This is a genomic window from Arthrobacter sp. BGA-UO-ETr-C19, assembly GCF_059568005.1.
Genome location: NZ_JCAQPC010000009.1, coordinates 70,552 through 93,114, shown reverse-complemented (window position 1 = coordinate 93,114; position 22,563 = coordinate 70,552). Strand labels below are relative to the sequence as shown.

Sequence of the window (22,563 nt, the reverse complement as noted above, 5' to 3'; positions counted from 1 at the left end):
GTCAGCCATGGCAGATGATTTCGGACTGTTCGATACAGACACTCCCGTGCCCAAACCCGGCACCGGTGATGACGGGGGCAAGGAGAAGGCACCGGAGCTCGTGTACGGGTCGGCCGAAGAATTCCTGCACGAGCAACTGCTGCCCACCTACGTCCGCAGCGTCACCGGGAAATCAGCAAAGTGGTGCATCGAGTGGTATTTCCACCCCGAGGCCGTCTCACGTGTAGCCGCCTTGTGGCGCGCCTGGGAACACCTGCGCCTCGACCCAGCCACCGGCATGAGCGTCTGGTGGCGCGACCACGCCGACCACCACATGCGCGTCCTCCTCGACCCACAAGGCCCCTTCTACAACTGCGACATGCAAAAGCACCGTGACCCAGACCATCTGGAGCCGAAGAAGGCCCCGGAAGGTTGGTTCCCCGATGTCCGGAATCAACACGCATAGACGAATAAGGAGGGGAGCTCGTGGTCCGTCCGGTGGCTTCAAGCTGTCCACATTCGGGGTCAATCCGGGTTATCCACGGCTGGAAATCGGGAGCCATCGGGGGAGCTCCCTCAGCAGCCGTAGCGGTGGATAATCCACAGGATTGTCCCCGGCTGTTGGCAGCGAACTAATTGTCCAGACTGTCGTTGGACAATTACGCAACAGGTCGTTGCGCAACCGCAACTCTCGACTCCTGCCCGTTGTCTCGAAACGCTAAGGGTTCAAGACGTGAGGTTCGAGACAGAAGAAGGAGCTTCAGTGTTCGGTTGGACCTGTGGGTGCGCCGAATCCGATGGAAGACCGGCGACGCGCCGGAGAGTGCCCGTTCAGGGGCACTCAGGTCGCCGGCCCGCTTCGTACTAGGCCTTTCCGCCAGGAAGTCGACGTCATCCGCGGCTTGCGTCTACCTGATCTTGTTGCTTCCAGCTCCCGCCGAGGAGTAGTGTCGCCCCTCTTGCGTGACGGCCAACGGGCGCTCTGCCCTTCCTGCTTCATATACCGGTGCGCTGGCATTGAAGACCCAGGCAAGCAGTTGGCCTATCCCCGCCAGAGTGAGCAGCACGCAAAGAGCAATGACATAGAGCAAGAAAATCAGCGCCGCTACCGTGAACGTACCCAGAAATGCCACGAGAAGACCTAACGTCCGGGGATCATCCATCGCACTTCGAACCCAACTGCCCGGACCTTACCCGCCCGGCGGATGCTGCTGTCTTGTCGCCAGAACTGCGAGGTCGTGGATGAGTCGGTGCACTTCGCGTTCACGGGCCTTGAGAAGAAAAGAGCACAGCCGCTGATGGTACGGCGGCAGGACCAGAGACAGGGGCTGGCTTTGGCACAGGCGCCGTCGAAGCCGGTTTCTCAGCCTCAAACGGATCAATAAATCTAACCGGTTCCATCACAACGTCCCCCAGTGTCTGTGGTCTGTTCTGTCTACCACGAACTGATCCGCCTATCGCCGGATCACTCCGGAAAACATCAAGTTCGTCTTATTTGCGCGTGCCTAAGCGACCTCATCAGTGGAGTCACGACCGCTCTCAGGGAAGAGCGAAGACGTCTCATATCGCTAGGGATCCAAGACATAAAATACTGCCATGCCTACACGTGTTCCCGAGTTTGTCTGGCCTGATCGCGTCGTCATCGGCACCGTCGGCGTTCCGGGCGCGCGCACGTTCTATCTGCAGGTACGCACAGGGACGCAAATTGTTTCTGTCGCTCTGGAGAAGCAGCAATCCGCTCTGCTCGCCGAGAAAATTGACGAGATTCTCGATCAGCTCATCACCGTCGAAGGCAACCGCTTCAGTGTTCCCACCAGGACTCCCATCGAATTGGTCGACAATGATCCACTCGAGGCAGTTCAGGAGCAGTTTCGAACCGGCGCAATGAGCCTAGGTTGGGATCCGACGACGGCGCATGTGGTCATAGAGGCTTACCCCATCACCGATGTCGACGCTGACAACGGCGAATCCCTTGATCAGGACGGCGATGAAGTACCCGAAATGCTGTTGGTGCGGATGCCGGTAGGCACCGCTCGCGCATTCGCTAAGCGCACACGTGAAGTAGTAGAAGCCGGACGTCCCAGATGCACGCTCTGCGGTTATCCCGTAGACGCCGGCGGACATATCTGCACTCCTCCCGAGGTCTGATGCTGACGGCGGACGGCCGCGAGTCTTGGGCTGCGCATTTGCAAGACCCACCGGGAATGGTGTCGCCGTATCCCCTCCTCCGCTTCAGGAGTTGGACCAAGGTGGCATCCTCATCCGGCCCCCGTAACCGCGCTTTTCCTTAGCGATGCGCCGAATTCCTTCATTGCCGCTTCGCTGTAGCTGGTATGTATTTGCACACCGCTGTCGAAGGCGGATCCGAATACGAGTACCTGGGGCCACTTCAGGAGGGAACCAGTATCACAGACTGAATCACCACGTGAACAGTATTCGATGGTCTTGGAATAAAGCGCCGAGGGATAACTGAAATCGCTCATAGAGACGGCAGGTACTGAGGGGAAGCCCTTCAGACCCATACTCTTGATCCAATCCATGTAACTCACGGAGGCCCACCCGAGGTATGTCGCTGAAGCCCCGTTGCTGACGGGGGCAGGATCGGCGGCGCCATTCGGAAATGTGATGGCCTTTGATCGAAGTGGATCGGCAAGAAGCGCTACACCCGCGATGTGATCGAGCAGGGGCGAGTTGATGCTTCCTAGATACTGCACTGCAGCATGTACAGCCCATGCCCCCTGCGAATATCCTGCCAATACAATTTTTTGGCCTGTATCGCCGCATTCGCTAACGGAGTCCTGTAGCTGCATGATGAGTTTCACTGACCCGTCCCAAGCACCGGGAACGTAGTTGCCGATGTCAGAGATCGCCAACCATTTTGTGCGGGTTGGGTCTCCAAACATTGGTACAGGGTTTGCCTCGTATGGGATACCGATCGCACGATACGTGAAGTTGGCGGTGCCGTTTTCGCCTACATACTGCGTCTTGAATCCGTTGAATATCGCACGGATTTCAGAGCCCAGCTTGTCCGAATTGTTCGGTTGCGTTCCTTCGCCCGAGCCCATCATGCCAAGGAACAGGTAGTTCGGGCATTTCCCCGCGACTCGGGTAGGTGCTGAAACTGGCGGGGTGGTGATCGGAGCGGGCAACGTGGCTCCGACCCAGGGAAAAACCTCTGTCGCGGGACTCATCAAGGCTGGATTTCCATCGATGCCAGGACCTGTTGAGTTTCCCCAGTCAACGTTGCGTGCGTCAAGCTTTGAGGAGGCGTTGACACCGACTGGACAGTCACGCACTGTCCCGTGGAAGTAGCTCGTCACGTCAGCGCTGGTGACTGAAAGGCAGGTCTCTGAGATTCCAGTGAATTTGGTGTTGTTAAGTTTGATGCTTGGGGTGCCGCTTTCGAAAGTTGGGAAGACGATCAGCCCGTTATCCGCGAAGCGTACTTCTAAGTAGTTCGCTGTGACAGTTCCATAGTTGCCGATGCCGCTCCAGTTCCCGGCGGCCGGGGTGGTGGCTCCGCTGTCGCCGTTGGTGTCTCCGCCGGCAGTGTCGTCCTTGAACGAAGTGAAGACCACCGGGTTTGCGGCCGTTCCGCTGACCACGAGCGTCCCCGACACACTCAGATGCGCCGAGCTCTGAAACTTCACCACCGTCCCAGCCTCAACACTTAACGTCACCCCCACCGGAACAATCAGATCCGTCGAGTAAATCGCGTAGGGCAGGCCGGTGGTGGGCATGGTCCAGTTTTCGGTCAGCGTGCCGCCGATTCTGATGGCGTTGACCTTGTTCCCGGAGCCGGTGTTCCCGGTCAGGTTCGAGGGCTGGAGCCTGCTGTCCGAGAACTGGTAGGGCTCGGTGGCGTCGGTGAGACCGGAGACCAGGTTGTTCTTGACTTGAACGGGGATGGCACCCGTCTCGGTGCTCGCGGAGTAAACGCTGATGTTGCCCGACCTGGTCAGGGTGTTCCCCGTGATCAGGATTTCACTGAGCCGGTTACCGTATCCGGCGCTGCGGCTCGCATCGATCCCGCTGGACCCGGCGTCGGTCAGCGTCGAATCGGTGACGGCGAACTTCACGGGGTCGTAGCCGCCGGAGATGCCGTAGGAGCCATATTTCATGGACAGATGAGCCGCCGTCAGCGACCCGGCATTGACACTGATGCCACTCCAGTTCCCGGCGGCCGGGGTGGTGGCTCCGCTGTCGCCGTTGGTGTCTCCGCCGGCAGTGTCGTCCTTGAACGAAGTGAAGACCACCGGGTTTGCGGCCGTTCCGCTGACCACGAGCGTCCCCGACACACTCAGATGCGCCGAGCTCTGAAACTTCACCACCGTCCCAGCCTCAACACTTAACGTCACCCCCACCGGAACAATCAGTCCTGAATCAATGACGTAGACCCGCGGTCCTGACCAGGTGGTGTTTGCAGTCAGCGATCCCGAGACGCGGGTGGGCCCTGCCGTAGCGACGGGAGCCGTTCTGTCGGATGTCTTGCTCGTTGTTGTGTAGCCGGCTTTTGTTCCGGTGACGGTCACTGTGATTGTTTTACCGAAGTCAGAGTCCGCTGGGACATATGTCGGTTTTACGGCATTTGGGATGCTCTGATCGCCTGCGGCCCACTGGTAGGTCAGCGAAACCTCTCCTGGTTCCCACGTACCGGGACTCGCTGTGAGCGTGGAACCCACCTGAGCTGTTCCAGTGATGGTCGGTGTGGGGGCCGTGAGTGTGGCGGGAGCTACGGGTGTGCCATTCGGGGAGGTTTTGCTAACCGTCGTATAGCCGGTCTTGGAACCCGTGACCGTCACAGCAATTTGGCTACCCAGCTCCGGGGGAGTGGGTATGTAGGTAGTTTGTGTTGCGCCAGGAATCGCGGTTCCGTTACGCAGCCACTGGTAGGTCAAACTAGTGGAAGCTGTCCATGTGCCGGGAACCGCGGTGAGGGTCGCATCAACACGCGGTGTTCCTGTGATGGATGGCGTGGGGGCGAATAGTGCCCCTGTGCTGATGCTGGCAGCCGCGGAGGTTTTGGTCAGCGTGGCATAGCCTGCCTTGGATCCTGTGATCCTTACGGCAATCTGGACGCCGAGGTCAACGAGGGCGGGGCTGTACGTGGCGGCTGTCGCTCCGGTTATCGCTGTTCCGTTCCGCAGCCACTGATAGTTCAGGGTTACCGGTGCGGGTCCCCATGCTCCGGGCGCGGCCGTTAAAAGGGATCCGACTTTTGCCACCCCGGATATGGCGGGCACGGGGGCAGAGAGCGTTCCCGCAACCACAGCAGCGGTTGTCCTGCTTGTCCGGGCAATAGCTGTATAGCCGGTTTTGAATCCGGTCACCCGGACGCTGATGATCTTTCCAAGGTCTGCCACGGTTTCGGTGTATGTGGAGCCCGTGGCGCCAGTTATCGTCAGGCCGGAGCGAAGCCATTGATACTTGAGCGTGACTGGGGCCGGGCCCCAGCCGCCGGGAAGAGCTGTGAGTCTGGATCCTACTTTCGCTACGCCGGACACAGTGGGGACGGGAGCGGAAAGGGCGCCGGGTGTAACGACGACTGTTGGCCTGCTGGTCCTGACCGCCGTCATGTAGCCTGCCTTGGATCCGGTCACCCTCACGGAGAGGCTCTTCCCCAGGTCCGTTGCAGTTTCCGTGTAGGTGGATGCTGTCGCGCCGGTAATCGGAAGGCCAGAGCGGAGCCATTGGTACTTCAGGGTCACGGGCGCCGGACCCCAGACTCCTGGAATTGCCGTGAGCCTGGATCCAACCTTCGCTACACCGGAGACGGTCGGTACGGGCGCACGCAAGAGACCCGCGGCTGATGCGGCTGGCAGTCCGACAAGTCCCAGGAACAGGGCCAACACCACAGAAACGCTCAGGACACGACTAGGCCGGGCTGTAGCCACTGGTTCCCCCATTTGTTTTTAATGCAAGCTGGCCGAAATGTATGCGGAAACAGCCGCAATTGTCCATACAGGTCCAACGTATGCCGCCGCCTTGGAGACGGGACTCGTTATGGACGCAATCCCGCCCAGAGGCGCCCCATTGAGCATCAGGCGCCAGAGATGGGGCCAACGACAACAATTCTGCTGTCACCGGAAGTGGGGACATGCGTCCTGATTGTGAAGAATTTTGCGTCACACTTGGTACAACTTTGAATCGAACCCCAAACTGATCCTCATCGGAGCTGTCCGATCGCAGAGGGGGCAATGGGATTGGAAACAGTACGTGCTGGAATCGTTGACGATCACGAGGCGGTCCGGATCGGATTCGCTGTCTCGGCATCCCGAGAATCCGGCACTAGGACACCGCGGATTGTAGTCAAAGGTGCTGCGCCGACGGTTGACGTGTTCCTGGGGGCCGGAACAGATATCTGCGATGTCATTGCCCTCGACCTCTCTTTGGCCGACGGCACCCAGCCTGGTGAGAACGTCGCGAGGCTGACGGCAGCAGGCTACAAGGTTCTGGTTTTTACCTTGGGCGATAACGTCGGGCAGATCCAGGACGCCCTCGCCAACGGGGCCATGGGCGTATCGCTGAAATCGGAACCCATCCTCGAGACCTTTGCCAAACTTCGCCGCATTGCGGCCGGCGAGACCATCGATAGTCAGGAATTAGCAGCCGCCATTGAAGTCGACACCGACTTTGTGGAGGCGAGCCTCTCTGAGAGGGAACGCGAATGCATCGCGCTCTACGCGGCCGGCCTGGGGCAGTACCAGGTGGCACGCCGGATGGGCGTCGCTGAAAGTACCGTGAAGAAAAACATCGACCGGATCAGGGAGAAATACGAGGCCGCAGGCCGCCCGGCCGGTACCAAGATCGACCTCTACCGGCGTGCCGTTGAAGACGGCATCCTGCCGCCGTTGCTGCCGCTGAGGAAACGTTGATCACTGTGAACAAACCGACGTTGCCGGCCGGGATCTCGGCTCTGGACACTCACCGTCTCATGGGGCGGGGTATTGCAGCCTTCGCCCTCCTCCTGCTGCTCCAGGCATCTGGTTCCATGGCGAGCCAGACGAAGTACGCATCCGACTGGTGGAATGCGTTGTTCCTCTGGCTCTTCCTGGCTTTGGTCGCGGGTTTCACGCTTGCCTCTGTCAGAGGACGGGCGCTGTCCGCAATAGCTGGTGTCCTGGCTGTCCTGGTCCTTGCCGGCCTGGCGACATGGCCGCTGGGCGTACCGCCGACCGTCCCAGACGGCTTCGGAACGCCGTGGCTATGGGCCATGATCAATGTCGGCGCGGCGTGGTGTGCCTTCAGCCTCGGGGCGCGGGCCGGGTGCCTGTATACGCTTGTGATCGGCGGCGTGTTTGTTGTCGTCAGGACGACGCCGGAGGGCGGCTCAGCCAGCCTACAGGTGGCGCTGGAGGATGCTCTTTTCGCCACCGTCCTGGGCCTCATCATCTGCGTCACCATCGGCGTCCTCAGGCACGCCGCCGACCGTGCCGATACCGCCGCGGAGCAGGCCATTGATCAGTACCGCGAAGCCGCGTCTGCGACGGCGCTAAGTAATGAACGGCTCCGTCTCGACGGGCTCCTGCACGACTCCGTCATGACCGCGTTGCTAACGGCCTCCCATGCCGATTCGGGCGAAGAACGGGACGCCAGCGCCCGGCTGGCCAGAAGCGCGTTGGAGCGTCTCGAGCAGCAGGGGAGTGAATGGTCGGAAGCCGGGCCGGCGTCCCTGGCTGAAGTTGCGGCCCGGATCCGCTTCAGTGTCGGGTCTGGAGCTTCCGAGCCTGTGGTGGCCGTTGTGTGCGAATCACCCGAGCATCTGCTCCTGCCCGGCAACGTCGTGCGTGCCATCTTCGAAGCGACAACCGAGGCCGTCCAGAACGCCCGTCGGCACTCCGGAGCAACCCGTTGCGAGATCAGTTTGATGGGCGAACGGACCGCCGGAACGGCCAAGATCAACGTCTCCGTCAAAGACAACGGCATGGGTTTCGATCCAAGCCGCGTATCCGACCGACGGCTCGGTATCCGAGTGTCCATCGTTGGCCGCATGGAAGCAGCCGGGGGTTCGGCGACGGTCACCGCGGCACCGCGTGCTGGAACCGAAATCCGGGTGGGCTGGGAAGGGGAGGAGGCATGATCCGGGCGATCTCCACCAAGGTCATGACGGTCCTGTGCGTCGTCTTCGTCGCCGTGCACATCACCCTCGGCCTGCTTGCCTTGGACATGGTCTCCTCGCCGTGGCCAGTGTATTTGGCGATGGTCATTTATCTCGCCGGCGTCGCAGTCGTCCTCAAACCCAGCAGCGGCACGTTGCCACTCGCCTCAGGGATCTTCGCCTTGGCGTGTACTGTGGCAGTCATTCTCCTGATCGGCAGCGTTCTTCCCACTGATAGGTGGCCCGGCTACGCGTCCTGGCATTTGGCCGCCACCTACACCCTGCTGGTCGCTGTCAACATCCGCGGCCGGGTCGCGCTCTCCTGGATCGGGGTGCTCCTCTCGGTCATCCTCACCACCGTCTGGGCGTCAGGAGCGTCCATGGGCGTGATGGGTGGACTGATGCTGAACATTGCCACCGTCGGCTGGGTTCTCGTTGGCACCGGGATCGGCCACTTGCTGCGCAGCAACGACCGGAAGGTCGGCCAGTACCGTGCCGACGCCGAGGCCGCCGCCGATTGGTACGCCGCCGAACAGGCCCTGCATGTCGCCCGCACGCAGTGGCTACAGCACGTCCGGGACGTCGCGGGCCCGGCACTGGCCCGCATCGCCGACCCCGGCCATGACATCACGAACAAAGAACGGCAAGAACTCCAGCTCGCAGAGGCCCAGTTCCGGGATGAAATACGCGGACGCGTCCTTGCGACGGTCGAGGTCGTCGAGGCGGCCCGCAGGGCCCGCGAACGAGGCGTTACCGTGCAACTCCTGGATGACCGGCGTCAGGCCCTGACCCCGCGAATGCTCGCGGCCGTCTCCGAACGTGTCGTCAGCGTCCTCAACCAGGCGCGCACCGGGACAGTCACAGCCCGGGCCAGGCCACAGGGAGGAGAGCTCGCGGTCACAATTTACGCCTCGACCCCTGACAACCCGGACGATACAACGTTCGTCGAATTCTCAGAGGCCGTGTCAGAACCATAAACCTGCCTGACCGTCGCCCACTCTGACTGGTGGAGCAGGATACGGCGATCCTCAATGACCGCGCCATAGACCTTGGGCACTCTCATCATGAGGACATCGGAGCAATGACTTTGCTTCGGAGGTAGCTCTCGATCTCCGGCCAATGGTCCAGGTGCCGCTGAACCGTGCGGTTTTCGGCGGACGTTGTGTGTACTGCACGCAGGGACGATCGTGCCATGGGTCAGCCTGAATGCCGGCCCTTCACGTACGTGCTGACTACTGCCTCACGGCCGCAGACCCGCAAATACTTTCTCCTCGATCTTTTGTATTTCGGCCGAAGCTCGAGAACATAACTCCCTCTGCCGTCACGGAAGTTTTAGGTGAGGCGTCCGCTGAATCGGGCCCTCGATGCCGACTCGAACGTGTTGACGTCTGGGAAGTATTGCCTGTTGCGAGGCTTCGTTGTTCTTGCAGAGGGTGATTCACCATGCGCACGTCGGAGTTATTTGTCACCTCTTCCGGTGACAAATGCCCGGTAATCCTTCCGAGGTTCCCCACGCTCGCTTCCTCACGAATAGCCTGCGTTGAGTTGCTGCGACGGGAATGGGGGGCCGTCGCAGCAATGCTGGCCTCAATGAAAACTATTTTGAATGGGGGGAGAACTTGGAAACGTTCTGGTCCGTGGTGTTCAACGTTCTGCTTCACTGCCTTCTCATCGGATCCATGGTCCTATTCCTCATGGTTCTCGTGCTGACCGCTATCCGGGCCGATGCTGGCGGTGAACGGCTCAAGCGGTCCCTCGCGCTCTTTGTCGGGGCCATGGTCGTTCTTGGTGCCCAGGCGAGTGGTCTGGGTTTTGCCGCGTTCATGGCCGGAGGGCTTGCTTCAGGGCGGGCAGCCAGCGCTTCTGCCGCCGCCGTAGCATCCATCATCCCGGCCCTGGCCGGAGTTGGAATGGGCTTCTTCATGGTCAGGGCATACCGGAAAAATGAAGTGTTCGCCATGCGGTTGCTGTGTTTCGTCGGCATGCTGGCGTTGGCCTCGTTCATTGAGGTTTATGCCTCCGTGACCACTGCCAACGGAATTCTCATCGGGGCCGGGGCCGTGCCGAACCTCGCCTTCGCGGCTGGCGTCGTGATGGTGTTCATTTTCACGGACGATCGGAAAAGTGGGGCTTCCGTCATGGGTCGTGCAGCGTCGCTCTGGGCGCGGCGTCGGGGGGCCGCGCCGTCAGCGGCGGTCTCAAGCGGCGGTGTGCCCCGATCTGCTGACAAGCCAAGCTCTCGAGATCCGTTCGACTTTTAGGGCCAGGGAGGCAGTCACATGGCACAGCGAGACGTCAAACGCTCCTGCCCGTTTTGCGGCACAATACTCAGCTTGGCTGAATGCCCGATCGTTTGCACTTCGGTTGTCAAAGCGGCGCGTTTCGCCCCCGTATTCGGGGAATCACCGGAGCTGGATACCAAGCCTTCCGTTACACCCTCGGGCCGTTCAGTTACTACCTATCTTGGAGAATTTCCCTTGCTAAAGGCGGCGAGCAGCCTCGGCGAGACCAGCCGGCTATCCCGCATGTTGGGACGCCTTCCAAAACTCGCCGAAGAATTCGATCAATCCGACCTGCCGAGGCGGGCATGCACCAACTGCGAGACTCCGCTGCCTGAGGAGCTCGACGACTTCGATGCCTACGTACTCGCCATAGTGGGGCTAAACCGCGCAGGCAAAAGCTACTTCCTCGGTTCAACGCTCACGGCAGCTACCCGCAATGAAGGCCTCGCCTCCTACGGCGTACAGTCATTCGAACCTCTGGAAGACACCGCTTCCAGATTGCATCGCGAGTACTACCGCGGTCTTTTTCACGGGGAACACTCATTGGACGCGACCCCGGTCGCAGACCACATCGAGAAGCAGCCCCTCATGTTCAAAGTAACGATGGGCGAATCCAAGCCCTTCCTCCTCGTCACCCACGACGTCAGCGGGGAAGCCCTCATCGACAGACGAACACGAGCGGCCACCGCCAGCTTTGTTTCTCGCGCAAACGGGCTAATTTTCATCGCTGACCCCCTCGACATGCACAAAGTCGCGGCCCGTTTGCCCGAGCTGATTGTCGACGAGGTCGGCTATCGCGACATCGATCAGGGCGCTTTGCTGGAGATGACACTGCGCGAGCTAAGGCCCGTCCGCGGAGGCGGCGTGCCGCTGGCTTTGACCATCTCGAAATCGGACCTGATCTCCCATGCCTTGAACCGCTCATTCAAATTCGATGTACCTGGCCGGGCGCAGGACTGGCGCCAAGATGTCCGATCAGCAGGAGACGAGGTCCGTAACCTCCTGGTCGAATTGAACGAGCAAAAGTTGCTGCGCCTGGCTGATTCCCACGACCCGACGACGTTCCACGCAGTTTCCGTCCTAGGGAATGATGCCAGCCGAGCCAAAACCAACGGACGGCCGAATCCGGTCAGGGTCCTTGATCCATTAGGAACTGTCCTGGAGCAGATTCGGCTTGGGCAAGTAAATGCCCATTGAACAACTTCGTTATACATGGGCAAAAAAAGGACTACAGGGGTATGGCAAGTACCAGCCTGTCGCTGCATCCTCAGGCCTCTACAACAGTCGAGGCCCGGTTTGGGATCTGGCCCTTCGCCTGTGCCGCTACCACCGTCCGGCCGGAACGACATCAGCCCCACGATCCTTCGGCTGGATCAGCCACGGGGACCTGCGGTTCGCCTTCTCCCGATGCTTCCTCCCCGACGCACAACAAGGCCACCCAGGCAACTTTGCGGCACACGTCATAGTAGGAACGCCTGCTGAGCTCCCGGCATCATTAATACTCAGTTCCTACTGGTCTGACTTTTGGTGGACAGGTCCATCCCCGGAAGATGAGCCCACCACGGGCGGACAGCTACCCACCGTGGATTCTGCAGCAATGAACCCGGGTCTGGGGGAAGGGCTGCTGGTTCCCAGGGGCACTGACTCAGTGTCCAGCCGTGTCCTGTCGAAAATACTGGACGGGGAGCAGCCCCTTTTTTTGGACGGTACACCTGACGAACTCGTTTCCGCGCTCCAAAACATCTGTATGAGACTTCCAACAGTGGTAGAACAACGGTCGTTTTCTACATTGGAGCACGGCGAGCAGGCAGAATGGTTCGATCTGGTTCGCAGCCCGCCATCCATTCCGAACGAAGCCCCACCAAGCCGCGACGCCTTGCTGGCCGCCGCATACATCCTCAAAAGCGAACAATTGGCGAGCCTATCTCAACTGCTGGGTTCAGATACCCTCTCCGGTACCAATCTTCAGCGGGTCCGCGCAGTCGCCGCGATCATGGGACGACTCAGCCAGGACGAGGAACTGAAAGCGGCCGAACTCCTGCCCGGTCTAGCGTCGCCCCACACGATCCAGGACGTCCTTGATTTCGGTCGAGTTCAGGAGGCTGTATCCGTTTCACTCGTGAAATCCGAGCTGCCGATGCTGGAAACACTGCTGCGCAACCGCGACTCTGTCTCTGCTGAAACGTGGGACTCCCTGGGGCGAAGGAGCGCACGGCAACTCGGCTTCGCAGTTCCCGCCGCCGAGCTCATCGAACGGCTCGAAATGCTCAGCCCGCTGCTCACCAACGCGCTGGCAGAGGAGTTCATAGCGGCGGCAAATTCACGCGATGACTTCACTGCGCCGACCGCATGGCCACGGCCCCTAATCCGGGCAGCTGGCCGCGTGACTTCCATTGGCGGACCTATGGCTCAAAGCGTGGAGCAGACAGTCATAACGACAGCCAGTGCCACATGGTTGGCTGATGACGGTATTCCGGAGTCCCTAAGACTGCGCATCCTGCAAAATCTCATCCGCAGCAAGCATCAGGTGCCACCCGCGGCAATTCCGAAGCTGGGGGAACTCTGCGCGCGGCTCTTCAAAACCGATCCGGCGAGTTACGCGGAGCTGGTTCAACCACTAGCGGTCTCCGATCGCCGCATTGTTCTCCAAGATTCGGTCGCCCGCCTTCCGGAAGGTCATGCCGTGTGCCTGCAGCCACAGCATGGGCGCGCCATCCAGGAAACCTTGGCGGGAATGGACGTCCGGGATGCCTTCGACCTGATGGTCGGCATCGTACTCCGTTGTGATCTTTCCCGAGCGGCGCTCAACAACACAATCGCATCCCTCCTTGATGCACACATGGCGTTGCTCCTAAAAGACCCATCTGTTGCTTACAGCGACGCCTTGGATGATCTCATCAGCAGGGCACGGGATTCGAGCCCCTGGAAGCGGCTATTGGCCAGTGCGGCACCAGGTAAGACGTCGAAGCTCAAGAACGCTATTTCCTCCTTCACCGAAGATAAACGCGCTCTTGCGTCGGCCGTAGCAGCCGATCACCTCCTAGTTCTCAACCCCTATATTCGGGGGGAAATAGAAATGGCGACAAAACTTTTGGACGACGCATACGGGCCAGACCCGGAGCGCGTGACCGAACGATTCCTTATCGCGGGAATCCGAGCCCTCCAGACAACTGGCGCCCCGGGACCTGCGGTCCGCGCCTTACAAGAGGTCGGCTGGTACCACGAGTCTGCGGGGGCGAAGCCGACGCTAGCTCTTTTGCTCAGTCCCTTCTCCAAACAGGGACGGGGACACGCGGCCTCTTTGAACAGACTCGCCGCTCAAGCTTTACATGCATTAGGGGCGAGTCACCCACAAGCCCAGCGCGACGTGATCACCTTTTTTGAGGAGCACCTTGGAAAAGCCGCGCAGAAATGGCTCATCGACGTGTATGAAACGAGCAGAGGGTGACGGGCATGGATGTGAGAGCAATTTTGACGGGATCTCGAGTCGGCTGCAACTTTTCCGTGACGGCGCCCTCTGCGGGCGTTCAATTTGGCTCGACCATTTCACATCCCGGATGGGTCCGCATATGACGAATGAAAAGCAGTTTTTACGCAAGATTCGATCAATTTCAGATTTCTCATGAGATCTCAAAATTAGCGTGGTTATTGTCTAAACCGTCAGTGGTCTCGACGGTTTAGCCGTCCGGCTGGGGAAATGGGGAAATCATGATCGACATTCGTCGATTGGTTCAGGGCTGCGCACAACGGGTAACGCATGAGGAAGGCTGGCAGCTTGCAGGCTGGTCAGCGGTCGGATTTCGACGGAGAAAGCAGCTGAGTGCGTTCAACATCCCGCCCCGTCAATCTCATTATTTGCGTATGCCGCGCTTGGGACCTTTCGGGTTCCTCGTTCTGCTCATCGGGTTCAGCCTGGTTGTGTCGCCGGCTGCCACGGCCGCGGTGGTGAATCCGAAGGCACTCGCGACGGCGCCGGTACCTGCGATTTCCGGCACGGCCAAGGCCGGGGCTGTGGTGACAGCTATTGCCGGTGCTTGGGGACCCTCCCCGGTGGCGCTCTCGTATCAGTGGAGGCGTGGCGGAGTTGCAATTATCGGCGCAAGGGCCGCTACCTACAAGCTGACCAATGCCGATGCCGGCACGGCCGTTACTGTTTCGGTCACCGGCGCGAAGGCCGGATATGTCACCACGACCAAGACCAGCAAGCCCACAGCCCCAGTGACCGGAGGCGTGCTGACATCACGCGTGCCTGTCGTTACCGGTTTGAAAGTAGTCGGCCAGAAACTTACTGCCAATCCTGGCGTGTGGGGACCTGCGCAGGTCGCGATCAGGTACCAGTGGAAGCGCAACGGCCAGGCCGTCCTCGGCGCCACAACTGCCGGATACACGCTCACCCCGACAGACCTCAACCGTGTGATCACCGTGACCGTAACCGGGTCTAAAACCGGCTTCACAACACAAGCCAGGACCAGTGCGCCCACCGCTGCGGTGCTCAATCCAAAGGCGCTCACTTCGGCGCCGATACCTGGAATATCCGGCAGCACCAAGACAGGCTCCATGTTGACGGCTGTTCCCGGCCCTTGGGGACCGTCCCCCGTCACCCTGTCCTATCAGTGGAAACGCGGGGGAACCGCTATTACCGGCGCACGCGCGGCAACCTACAAACTCACCGATGCCGACGCCGGCACGGCCGTCAGTGTTGCCGTCACCGGGACCAAGGCCGGATACATAACCACAACGAGGACCAGCAAACCCACAGCCTTAGTGACCGGCGGCGCGCTGACAGCACCCACACCAACCATCTCCGGCACCCCCAAGGCGGGGCGCCCACTGACCGCTGCGCCGGGGACATGGGCCCCGGCACCCGTGACCCTGCAGTACGCATGGAAGCAGAACGGCGTCACCATAGCCGGCGCGACCAGCTCCAGTTATACCCCCACGCCCGCGGATGTAGGCAAAACCCTAACCGTCACCGTTACCGGCACTAAGGGCGGGTACTTCACGGCCAGCAAGGCAAGCGCCCCGACCGCCCCCGTTGCCCCAGCAGTCACAGACCGTCTATCAGCCACCAACGTCCTGCTCGTGGGCGAGTCCCTGGAATCCTCCTCCGGGGAATACCGCTTGGTGCTCCAAGCAGACGGCAACCTCGTGGAGACCTTCCAGAACCGCGCGGTCTGGGCATCAGGAACCGACAGAACCGATGCCACCATGCTGGCCATGCAAAAAGACGGAAACCTTGTCCTCTACGCTGGCACCAACCCAGTGTGGAGCTCAGGAACCCCCGGCACCCCCGCCAATGCCCTCATACTCCAAAATGACGGAAACGCCGTCGTCTACGGCCCCGACCGACCATACTGGGCATCCAGCACCCGCATTGACGCCCTGAACCGGGACCAGACCCTCACCGCCGGCCAGTACCTCAAATCCCTCAGCGGCGCCTATCGATTCATTGTCCAGGGCGACGGTAACGCCGTCGTCTATCAAGGCGGCACTCCCGTCTGGGCCAGCAACACCGTCGGCGCCACGAACCCAACCTTCATCGTGCAACAGGACGGGAATGCCGTCCTTTACGGCCCCTCCGGAGCTGCCTGGGCCTCCAACACCACAGGCTCACCCGGCGATCACCTGGTCATGCAGGACGACGGGAACCTTGTGCTGTACGGAGGAGGACGCGCCCTATGGTCTTCAAAGGGCGGCACCGGCTCCGGCACCATGGTTGACGATTACCCCTCCAACTGGAGGTCGGCCGCACAGGACTCGCTCGTGGACTCATGGGGTTACTACAACAGAGAATGCACATCCTGGACAGCATGGCGGCTGCACTCTCGGAACGGCTTCGAGATGCCCCGTGCCATCGGCAACGCCTCTAACTGGGGGATCTGGGCAGCGGCCCACGGATACTCGGTTGACTGGACACCCAGGCCTGGCTCAGTTGCATGGGACACGCAGGGAAACCACGTAGCCTGGGTCGCCGCAGTCGGAAGCGGGACCGTGACGTTGGAAGAGTACAACTACGGATTCACAGGTCTCTATCACACCCGCAACGTAGCGACCGGAACATACAAATACATCCACTTCAAAGATTAGGACTCATGCCGATCTAAGGCATTGACGCAAGCTCTTCGTGAGAAACTCGTGACGCTCCCGGTCCAAACCATGGTCCGGAAGCGTACACGTTCCCCGCCTCGGTGCCCGGGTCCGCGAGCAGGTTCCTGTCCGGTCTGGGTTCTTCAGCTGCACAGACATCCGCGTGCAAGCGGAGCCGGCCTGAAACCAGGGCGACATATGCGCTGTTATCGGCGTAAAGGATCAGGGCGGCAAGCAAAATTCTCCTGGATGCAGGGCATGTGGCATCAGCTGCTCCCACTCAGAAACTCGGAACTCCCAGCACATCGTAGAGATACCTTTCCGCCACGACAGGTATGCCGTACTGGCGTGCCTTGGCCGCCTTGCCGGACAGCGTGTCAGGATCGGCCGCAATCACCAGATGAGTTTTCTTGGTGGCCCGTTCTGCAACGACGTAGCCCATTTCGGTAAGGAAACTGGCGAGTTCACTCCGTTCACGGCTCATCGTCCCGGTGAGAACAAGGGTTGAACCAGCAGCGATTTTGGCTGGAACCGCCGCATCTGAGGACCGGGGCTGTGGTGGATGGGCCAAAGCAAGGTCGACGATCGAGGAAGCAACGTCCAGAAGGGCAGCGGCTCCGTAAAGGTCCTCTCGTTCGTCAACCGTGATTACGCCGTCGGCCCACGCAGCCAGAGCAAGCTGTTCAATGTAGTACGCGTGCAGCTTCCGGCAACGATCTTGGCTAATGCCTAGTTCGTCGGCTAAGCGCACAAGGGCTCGCGCTTCATGCACCGAGAGGTGGCGATCCAACATTGCCTGACCCAGAAGGGCCAGGTACTGATCGTGTTCCTCGGGGCCCGTGTATTCAGGCATATGCGCCGTGATCCTGGACAGGAAGTGCTTTTCAATCGCTGCGCCGACCTGGCGCTTGTGCGGAACGAAGGCGGACGATGGACGGGTACGTGCTGGCCATGAGGTCGTTTCAGCTGCCTCCAGCGCCTCGGCCCACTCGTAGCGGTCCGGGTCCAGATCGATATAGCGACCGAGCAACCCTGCAGCGGCTTGAGCGTCGTCACCGGCGCAGTGGGCCTGATAATTCTCGATGCTGAAGAATTCACAGCAGTGCTCAAGCGAGCGTGCGTTTCCAATGACATAGTCGTGTGCCAACCGCATCGTGCACAGGCCACGCAGGAAGTCATCGGGAATGGCTGCGCCTGCCCTTGCGAATTCATACGCAAGGAAGTCGGAATCGAACCTCAGGTTGTGTGCAACCATGATGCATCCCTGCAGAACGTCACTGAGGGCCGGCACGACTTCCGCGAAGGTCGGTGCATCAAGTACTTCCGCGGCACCGATTCTGTGAATACTTTGGGGTCCGAGGTCTCGTTGAGGATTGATCAAAGTTTCCCAGCGATCCACGATCCTACCGGCAGCATTGACGCGCACGACAGCAATTTCTGCCACGCGGTGGTTCATTGATGTGAAGAGACCTGTCGTTTCCACGTCAATGACTGCGAACATGGGCTCAGTCATGGAGCACTACTCCGTTCACGGGAACGGGCCAAGGCCGCAGAGTCGGCCCGCCAAGTCCATTGAAGTAGGTGCGTGACTTGCGCAAGCGGTCGCCTTCGATCTCAAGCCAATAATTAAGAAGCTGAATGCAACCATTCGCGACCCTAAGTGCCTCCTGATTGACGGCATCTTCGCAATCTACATGGCTTTGCCAAACGTTCGGGTGCGGCGGGGCAGGCCAATCTATGTCCTGCAACGGAGCCCTGCGCTGATATTCGGGGAGCGGCCGACCAGCGACCTTAGCCTCCTTGCGGGCATTCAACATGTCGGCGTTGTATGCCGCACGGCCTTCATTTTCTTGCCAAAACAGATCCTGAAGCTGGTCGATCCACGATGCGCAGTCGGCAAGGAAGGCGTCAGGATCGAAAGCGAGAGCCTCGAGCACAACCGGTTCCTGGCAATGCTTTTGAGCCCTGGCCGTCATCATGACGGGACGCTTGTATGAAAGGCTGCGAAAGACTCCTTCGTCAAAGCCGTCGGTGACCACGGCGTTCGTTGACGCAGCCTTGGACGAACCTGTCAGCGGCGTTGTTGAAACCTGCCACAGGGCCCAGCGGCCTTCGTGGATGTCCAGGACTGCGATCCCGTGTACGGCAGGGTCCTGAGTTGCCATTCTTATACCCCCATGATTAGACGACGACCCTCATCATATGTGTGCACTACGACAGAATTTGCCATGGTGGGGTTGGACACGGTGGCTGACTTATGACCATCCCCGGATTGCTTCGCGTTTCTCTTCGTTTAAAGCCCGATCGTATTCGGCTGTGAGTTCCGAGATAGCAATTTGGCTGACTGTCCGTAGGCGTTCATCTTGGGTGGCCAGATTCTTGAACCATTCGATATCTTCAGCAATCGCAATGGATTCATCGCCAGACCAGGAGCGGTGGCAGTAAATCCGCTGGGCTATGCGCCGTGGTGGTACTCCCGCTTCCAGCAGTACTGGCGCAAGGAACTTCACTCCTGAATCACGTTCACCTGAGAGCGCGTCCAGTGCTTCGTCGATAGTTATGGCTCCCTGCCCGAGAAGTGTGGTGGCTAGTTCCCCATCATGACCGATGAGAGCATTCAGCATTGCGCCGTGGAATCCGTTGTTCGTGCGCGTGCGGCATATCTCAGCGCGTTGGGCTCTAGGGAGTCCCCGGGCGAGGTCCATGAACTCGTCGTTTGTTTCGGTTGAAGCTCTTGATAGATCGTCAAAATGAAGGATGAACCAATCGGCGCAGAGTGATAAGTCATCGGCCCGGCCGGCCTTTAGGATCTCGATCAGCCTCCATCTGGCGTGTCCGGTGGTGGTCGCGGGGCTTGCCTCAAGAAGGGCGGCACGCCACGGAGGAAGCCACCCCTCAGGTATTACGGGACCGAACTTGCCCCCGATCGAAAATGCTAAGGCAGTCTGGGCGCGAATCTGGGAAACTTCATGATTTAACAGAACTCGGAATACTGGCTTGGCGGTTTCGCCCGTCACAATGGCTTCGATGTGGTGAGCATCGTCGAATTCAAGAGAGTCGATGATGAACTTTGAGCCCGCGTCGATGATTCCATCTGCCAGAACGCCCCTGATGACGGCCGCACGTGTGTGTGCGCTGTCCAGACCGTTTTGTATCAGGGGCAGGTCAACAGCGAGCCCGCGCTTCCGGGATTCCAAAATTAAGTGGTAGGACAGGTCGTTTGAGTCGGCAGCAAGTGACTGTTTCAACCAACCGAGTGGGTTCGAGGTCTGCTCTGAGATGAATAGTGGCAGGAGCCGACCGTCATGGTGGATCCCGACTTCGGTTGCCAATTGTGTCAGTTCGACATATCGCTGAGTTCCTTGCTCCGGACCGAGCGTCAGCAGGCCGTCGGCCAACGTTTTTGCTTCGTCCTGGCGCTGTGTTTCCCAATCCTTGAAGGACAATTCGCGGTCGCGATAACCCACAAGGTACTCAAAATCATGGTCGAGATTGATAGTGGGCCAGGGCTCTGACGGTTCTAAGTCCCAGTCGCGCGCAAGAGCTATTGTTTCGGCGACCAAATGTGCAGCTCCGGGATGCGAATTGAGCAGGGGTTGAAGGTCGTTGATCATGGTCCATGAACCCACTAGGGCCTCTTGACGTTGATCTGCGTTGACCTCAGATGTGCCAGGACCGATGCCAGCTGCAATTCTGAGCCAGTCTCCCACGAGTTCCACGAAGAGTTTTAGCTGTGGCCCTCCGATTGATGCGCGTGACTGCCTCAGCAGCGGGGTGACTTTCCGACTCCACAGTGTCACCAGATTCTTTAGGCGCCCCGCCGGCTCTATGTAGTGGGCCATTGTGAATGAGCGGAACTGTGCTGGTTCGGACCATGCACCCTCGGCGGTCGGGGAGAGCACATCTTTCACCGCCTCAACGAAGACAGTCCAACGCTCTCCGGCATTCAAGTCGTCCTTCAGCCAGCTGCACAAGTGGCCGAGCAATATTTTCCTGATAGGAAAAATTGAGCCCCGGTCGGGGTCCAAGTGGGTGGCCACAGCGCCCAAGATCCGCAAAGGGTCGTCGGATCGGTTGTGCCGGGACTTAGCGTCGTCTAGCGCGAGGTCTAGGAGGCCATGGACACCTTCTTCGTTGCACCAAGTATTCGCGGACAGTCGCAGAACCGCCTTCGCGGCGTCACCTCTGGGGTCATACCTTGTTTCCCAGATGATGATCGGGGCCCGTTCTAGGGCCAGCATGGTCCTGGCCCCGCGAGCAGCGAAATCGGCGGCTTCTTCATCAAGAAGGGCAAATTTTCGGAGCAGTTTGAGCGTATCTTCATTCCATTCTTGGACTTCAGGGAGGGAGCGCGCCCACTCACGTGCTGTCCCTTTTGCATCAACTGTGCCAGTGGTTGCTGCAGAGTGGAGTAAGGCCGCTGTCAGATCGGTTATGCGTTCCGGGAAGGCAGTTGTGAGTGATCTCCATGTTCGGGAGGGCGCTGGAGCAAAGAACCAGCGACTGATTAGCGGGGCCCGCAATGCGGTCTGCAGATGCCAGCTACCACCACGATTTTCTATGATTCCCCGAGTGGCCTGCCCTCTCAGGGAACTCATGAGCAGCGGTAGCGGACGGTTTTGAAGACGGGCGAGCTTTTCGAGGTCATCTGCGTTGGCCCCGTTTAGGGCGGCGATGCCAGCAAGCACGTCGATGGCAAGGGGATCCTCGCTGCCTTGGCGCAGGTGCCGGATGACGTTATCCAGCAGCGCCTCACCTGTAATGACCTGCGCTCCTTTGCTATCCACAAATGCCTTGCAGAGTGTTAGGGCCCATCCTGCTCTGCCCTCTGCTTGATCGAGGATGAGTTGTCTGGCCCGAACAGCGGTGACCCCAGACATGCGGATGAGCTCGTCGACGGTCGTTCTCGGTAGCAATTCAAGAGTAAGCGTGACGGGAGTGTTAAGGGGCGAAGCGATGCTTTCCACATCATCTGGCCAGCAGGTGGCTATGGTGCAAAAAGTCAGGCCCTCTTGGACACGAATCTGTGCAATTTCTGCGAGCAAATCGCCGTGCAGATGCGCGTCGTCAACCACGACGGTCTTTGGAGAAAGCTGGATCAAATCGTCGAACAGATGCGGCCGGGCAAGGGGCTCAACCAGGTACGCTTCGTTCAACGTTGTGAGGATACGAGTCTTACCCACACCGGCGACACCTGTGAGCACAACGTCCTTCCCCTGGTCCACGAGGCTCTGGAGAGCGTGCAGTAGGCTATCGCGACCAAGGAGCGACGGCGCCTCATCCTCTATCATTTGGGATACCGGGACCAAGGAGTCGAGTCGACCTTTGACTCCGATCAGCCGCTCCCGCCACGCGGCATCATTTTTCAGAGCATTCACGAGCCATTTGCGGGCATAGCATTCAGGCAGAGGCAGCTTGTTTAGCCGGCAGTATTCGTCCAGTCTCTTGCGGGACGTTCCTGTTAAATTCTTCGATGTTGCAATGACGAGCGCGTCAACGCGGAACTCTCCCTCAGCCTGTTCTTTTCTCCAACTCTTATGGCTACGTTTGAGGTTCGCCAAGGGATCACCGGTCGTAGCGAGGAGCCGTCCACGACTGTACGGGTCATCTGGGTTCACGCGATACAGGTCTCCGTCACGCCCAAGATCACGGCCTGCTTCGACGGGCGACAGCCACGGATACCGGCTTTGGAGCAGGGCTGTAGCTGCGTCCTCAAACAGGTTATGGTCCACACCTTGATCGAGCGCGTGCTCGATCCTACTTATCAGGGTCATCGTCTCCCCAAGCCCCCCTGCGCCGGTCATTGGTTCAAGTCTATGGATCTGCTTCAAGCAGCGATGAATCCGGTGCGTGTTGAATCCTGTCCCAAAAGTAGCTGGCACGTCCTTGTTGCGTGTCGGAATCCATGACGCGCAACAAAGAGGATTTGCGGACCTCATTGCTGGATGAAAGGAACTTAGGCTGACAACCAGGACTTTGGGCGACCGTCAGAACTCTCCAAGCGATTGAGGATGGCACTAAACGGCGCTGCCGTCGCAAGCAACGTACGCATCAGAAAACTCTAACCGGTGTAAGTTTCGGAGCGATGATGCGAGTCCATGACAGCACGAGTTACCT

At 59.6% G+C, this 22,563-nt stretch carries 13 protein-coding genes and 1 pseudogene; 10 read left to right on the top strand and 4 right to left on the bottom strand.

Features of this window, described 5'->3' with window-relative positions; genetic code table 11:
* Positions 1-7 precede the first annotated feature (7 nt).
* Complete coding sequence (locus AC57BR_RS04875) at positions 8-445, top strand: DUF4913 domain-containing protein (protein ID WP_496358625.1); 438 nt, start codon at positions 8-10, stop codon at positions 443-445.
* A 1,130-nt stretch (positions 446-1,575) separates the two neighbouring features.
* Entirely contained in the window at positions 1,576-2,127 is a 552-nt protein-coding gene (locus AC57BR_RS04870) for a DUF3090 domain-containing protein (protein ID WP_496358624.1), read from the top strand.
* Positions 2,128-2,237: 110 nt separating this feature from the next.
* On the opposite strand, the gene AC57BR_RS04865 is transcribed toward AC57BR_RS04870, so the two are convergent.
* On the bottom strand, positions 2,238-5,342 hold the full coding sequence (locus AC57BR_RS04865; RefSeq protein ID WP_496358623.1) for a beta-helix domain-containing protein: 3,105 nt from the start codon (positions 5,340-5,342) through the stop codon (positions 2,238-2,240).
* An 834-nt stretch (positions 5,343-6,176) separates the two neighbouring features.
* Here AC57BR_RS04865 and AC57BR_RS04860 point away from each other — a divergent pair.
* The 8 genes and pseudogenes from AC57BR_RS04860 to AC57BR_RS04825 all read left to right on the top strand — a co-directional run bounded on the left by AC57BR_RS04860 (position 6,177) and on the right by AC57BR_RS04825 (position 16,446).
* Positions 6,177-6,854 (top strand): LuxR C-terminal-related transcriptional regulator, encoded by a 678-nt coding sequence (locus tag AC57BR_RS04860; RefSeq protein WP_496358622.1) that lies wholly within the window; start codon positions 6,177-6,179, stop codon positions 6,852-6,854.
* Positions 6,855-6,859: 5 nt separating this feature from the next.
* Positions 6,860-8,059 carry a sensor histidine kinase gene (locus tag AC57BR_RS04855; protein ID WP_496358621.1) on the top strand — a complete coding sequence of 400 codons (1,200 nt, stop codon included), beginning with the start codon at positions 6,860-6,862 and terminating at the stop codon, positions 8,057-8,059.
* Complete coding sequence (locus AC57BR_RS04850; protein ID WP_496358620.1) at positions 8,056-9,054, top strand: DUF8320 family protein; 999 nt, start codon at positions 8,056-8,058, stop codon at positions 9,052-9,054. The genes AC57BR_RS04855 and AC57BR_RS04850 overlap by 4 nt, the downstream gene beginning before the upstream one ends.
* A gap of 582 nt (positions 9,055-9,636) precedes the next feature.
* Positions 9,637-10,338 carry a hypothetical protein gene (locus AC57BR_RS04845; RefSeq protein WP_496358618.1) on the top strand — a complete coding sequence of 234 codons (702 nt, stop codon included), beginning with the start codon at positions 9,637-9,639 and terminating at the stop codon, positions 10,336-10,338.
* 18 nt (positions 10,339-10,356) lie between these two features.
* Positions 10,357-11,556 carry a hypothetical protein gene (locus tag AC57BR_RS04840; RefSeq protein ID WP_496358617.1) on the top strand — a complete coding sequence of 400 codons (1,200 nt, stop codon included), beginning with the start codon at positions 10,357-10,359 and terminating at the stop codon, positions 11,554-11,556.
* Positions 11,546-11,851 (top strand): annotated as a pseudogene (locus tag AC57BR_RS04835) (GAP1-N2 domain-containing protein); the annotation flags it as partial. The gene AC57BR_RS04840 and the pseudogene AC57BR_RS04835, both read left to right, overlap by 11 nt.
* A gap of 270 nt (positions 11,852-12,121) precedes the next feature.
* Positions 12,122-13,807 (top strand): hypothetical protein, encoded by a 1,686-nt coding sequence (locus AC57BR_RS04830; RefSeq protein WP_496358760.1) that lies wholly within the window; start codon positions 12,122-12,124, stop codon positions 13,805-13,807.
* Between the two features lie 413 nt (positions 13,808-14,220).
* Entirely contained in the window at positions 14,221-16,446 is a 2,226-nt protein-coding gene (locus AC57BR_RS04825) for a CHAP domain-containing protein (protein WP_496358616.1), read from the top strand.
* A 280-nt stretch (positions 16,447-16,726) separates the two neighbouring features.
* On the opposite strand, the gene AC57BR_RS04820 is transcribed toward AC57BR_RS04825, so the two are convergent.
* The 3 genes from AC57BR_RS04820 to AC57BR_RS04810 form a co-directional block, all read right to left on the bottom strand.
* On the bottom strand, positions 16,727-17,959 hold the full coding sequence (locus AC57BR_RS04820) for an exonuclease domain-containing protein (protein ID WP_496358615.1): 1,233 nt from the start codon (positions 17,957-17,959) through the stop codon (positions 16,727-16,729).
* The gene (locus tag AC57BR_RS04815; RefSeq protein WP_496358613.1) at positions 17,952-18,611 is read right to left on the bottom strand and encodes a hypothetical protein; all 660 of its coding nucleotides are present in this window, start codon (positions 18,609-18,611) and stop codon (positions 17,952-17,954) included. The genes AC57BR_RS04820 and AC57BR_RS04815 overlap by 8 nt, the downstream gene beginning before the upstream one ends.
* A 90-nt stretch (positions 18,612-18,701) precedes the next feature.
* Positions 18,702-22,250, bottom strand: a complete 3,549-nt coding sequence (locus AC57BR_RS04810) for an ATP-binding protein (protein WP_496358612.1) — start codon at positions 22,248-22,250, stop codon at positions 18,702-18,704.
* Positions 22,251-22,563 lie beyond the last annotated feature (313 nt).

Bases quoted from the DNA above. Each gene is read 5' to 3' on its own strand.
- AC57BR_RS04850 (WP_496358620.1), top strand. From the start codon at position 8,056: ATGATCCGGGCGATCTCCACCAAGGTCATGACGGTCCTGTGCGTCGTC.
- AC57BR_RS04845 (WP_496358618.1), top strand. From the start codon at position 9,637: ATGGGGGGCCGTCGCAGCAATGCTGGCCTCAATGAAAACTATTTTGAA.
- AC57BR_RS04820 (WP_496358615.1), bottom strand. From the start codon at position 17,959: ATGACTGAGCCCATGTTCGCAGTCATTGACGTGGAAACGACAGGTCTC.
- AC57BR_RS04840 (WP_496358617.1), top strand. From the start codon at position 10,357: ATGGCACAGCGAGACGTCAAACGCTCCTGCCCGTTTTGCGGCACAATA.
- AC57BR_RS04825 (WP_496358616.1), top strand. From the start codon at position 14,221: ATGCCGCGCTTGGGACCTTTCGGGTTCCTCGTTCTGCTCATCGGGTTC.
- AC57BR_RS04870 (WP_496358624.1), top strand. From the start codon at position 1,576: ATGCCTACACGTGTTCCCGAGTTTGTCTGGCCTGATCGCGTCGTCATC.
- AC57BR_RS04860 (WP_496358622.1), top strand. From the start codon at position 6,177: ATGGGATTGGAAACAGTACGTGCTGGAATCGTTGACGATCACGAGGCG.
- AC57BR_RS04875 (WP_496358625.1), top strand. From the start codon at position 8: ATGGCAGATGATTTCGGACTGTTCGATACAGACACTCCCGTGCCCAAA.
- AC57BR_RS04810 (WP_496358612.1), bottom strand. From the start codon at position 22,250: ATGACCGGCGCAGGGGGGCTTGGGGAGACGATGACCCTGATAAGTAGG.
- AC57BR_RS04815 (WP_496358613.1), bottom strand. From the start codon at position 18,611: ATGGCAACTCAGGACCCTGCCGTACACGGGATCGCAGTCCTGGACATC.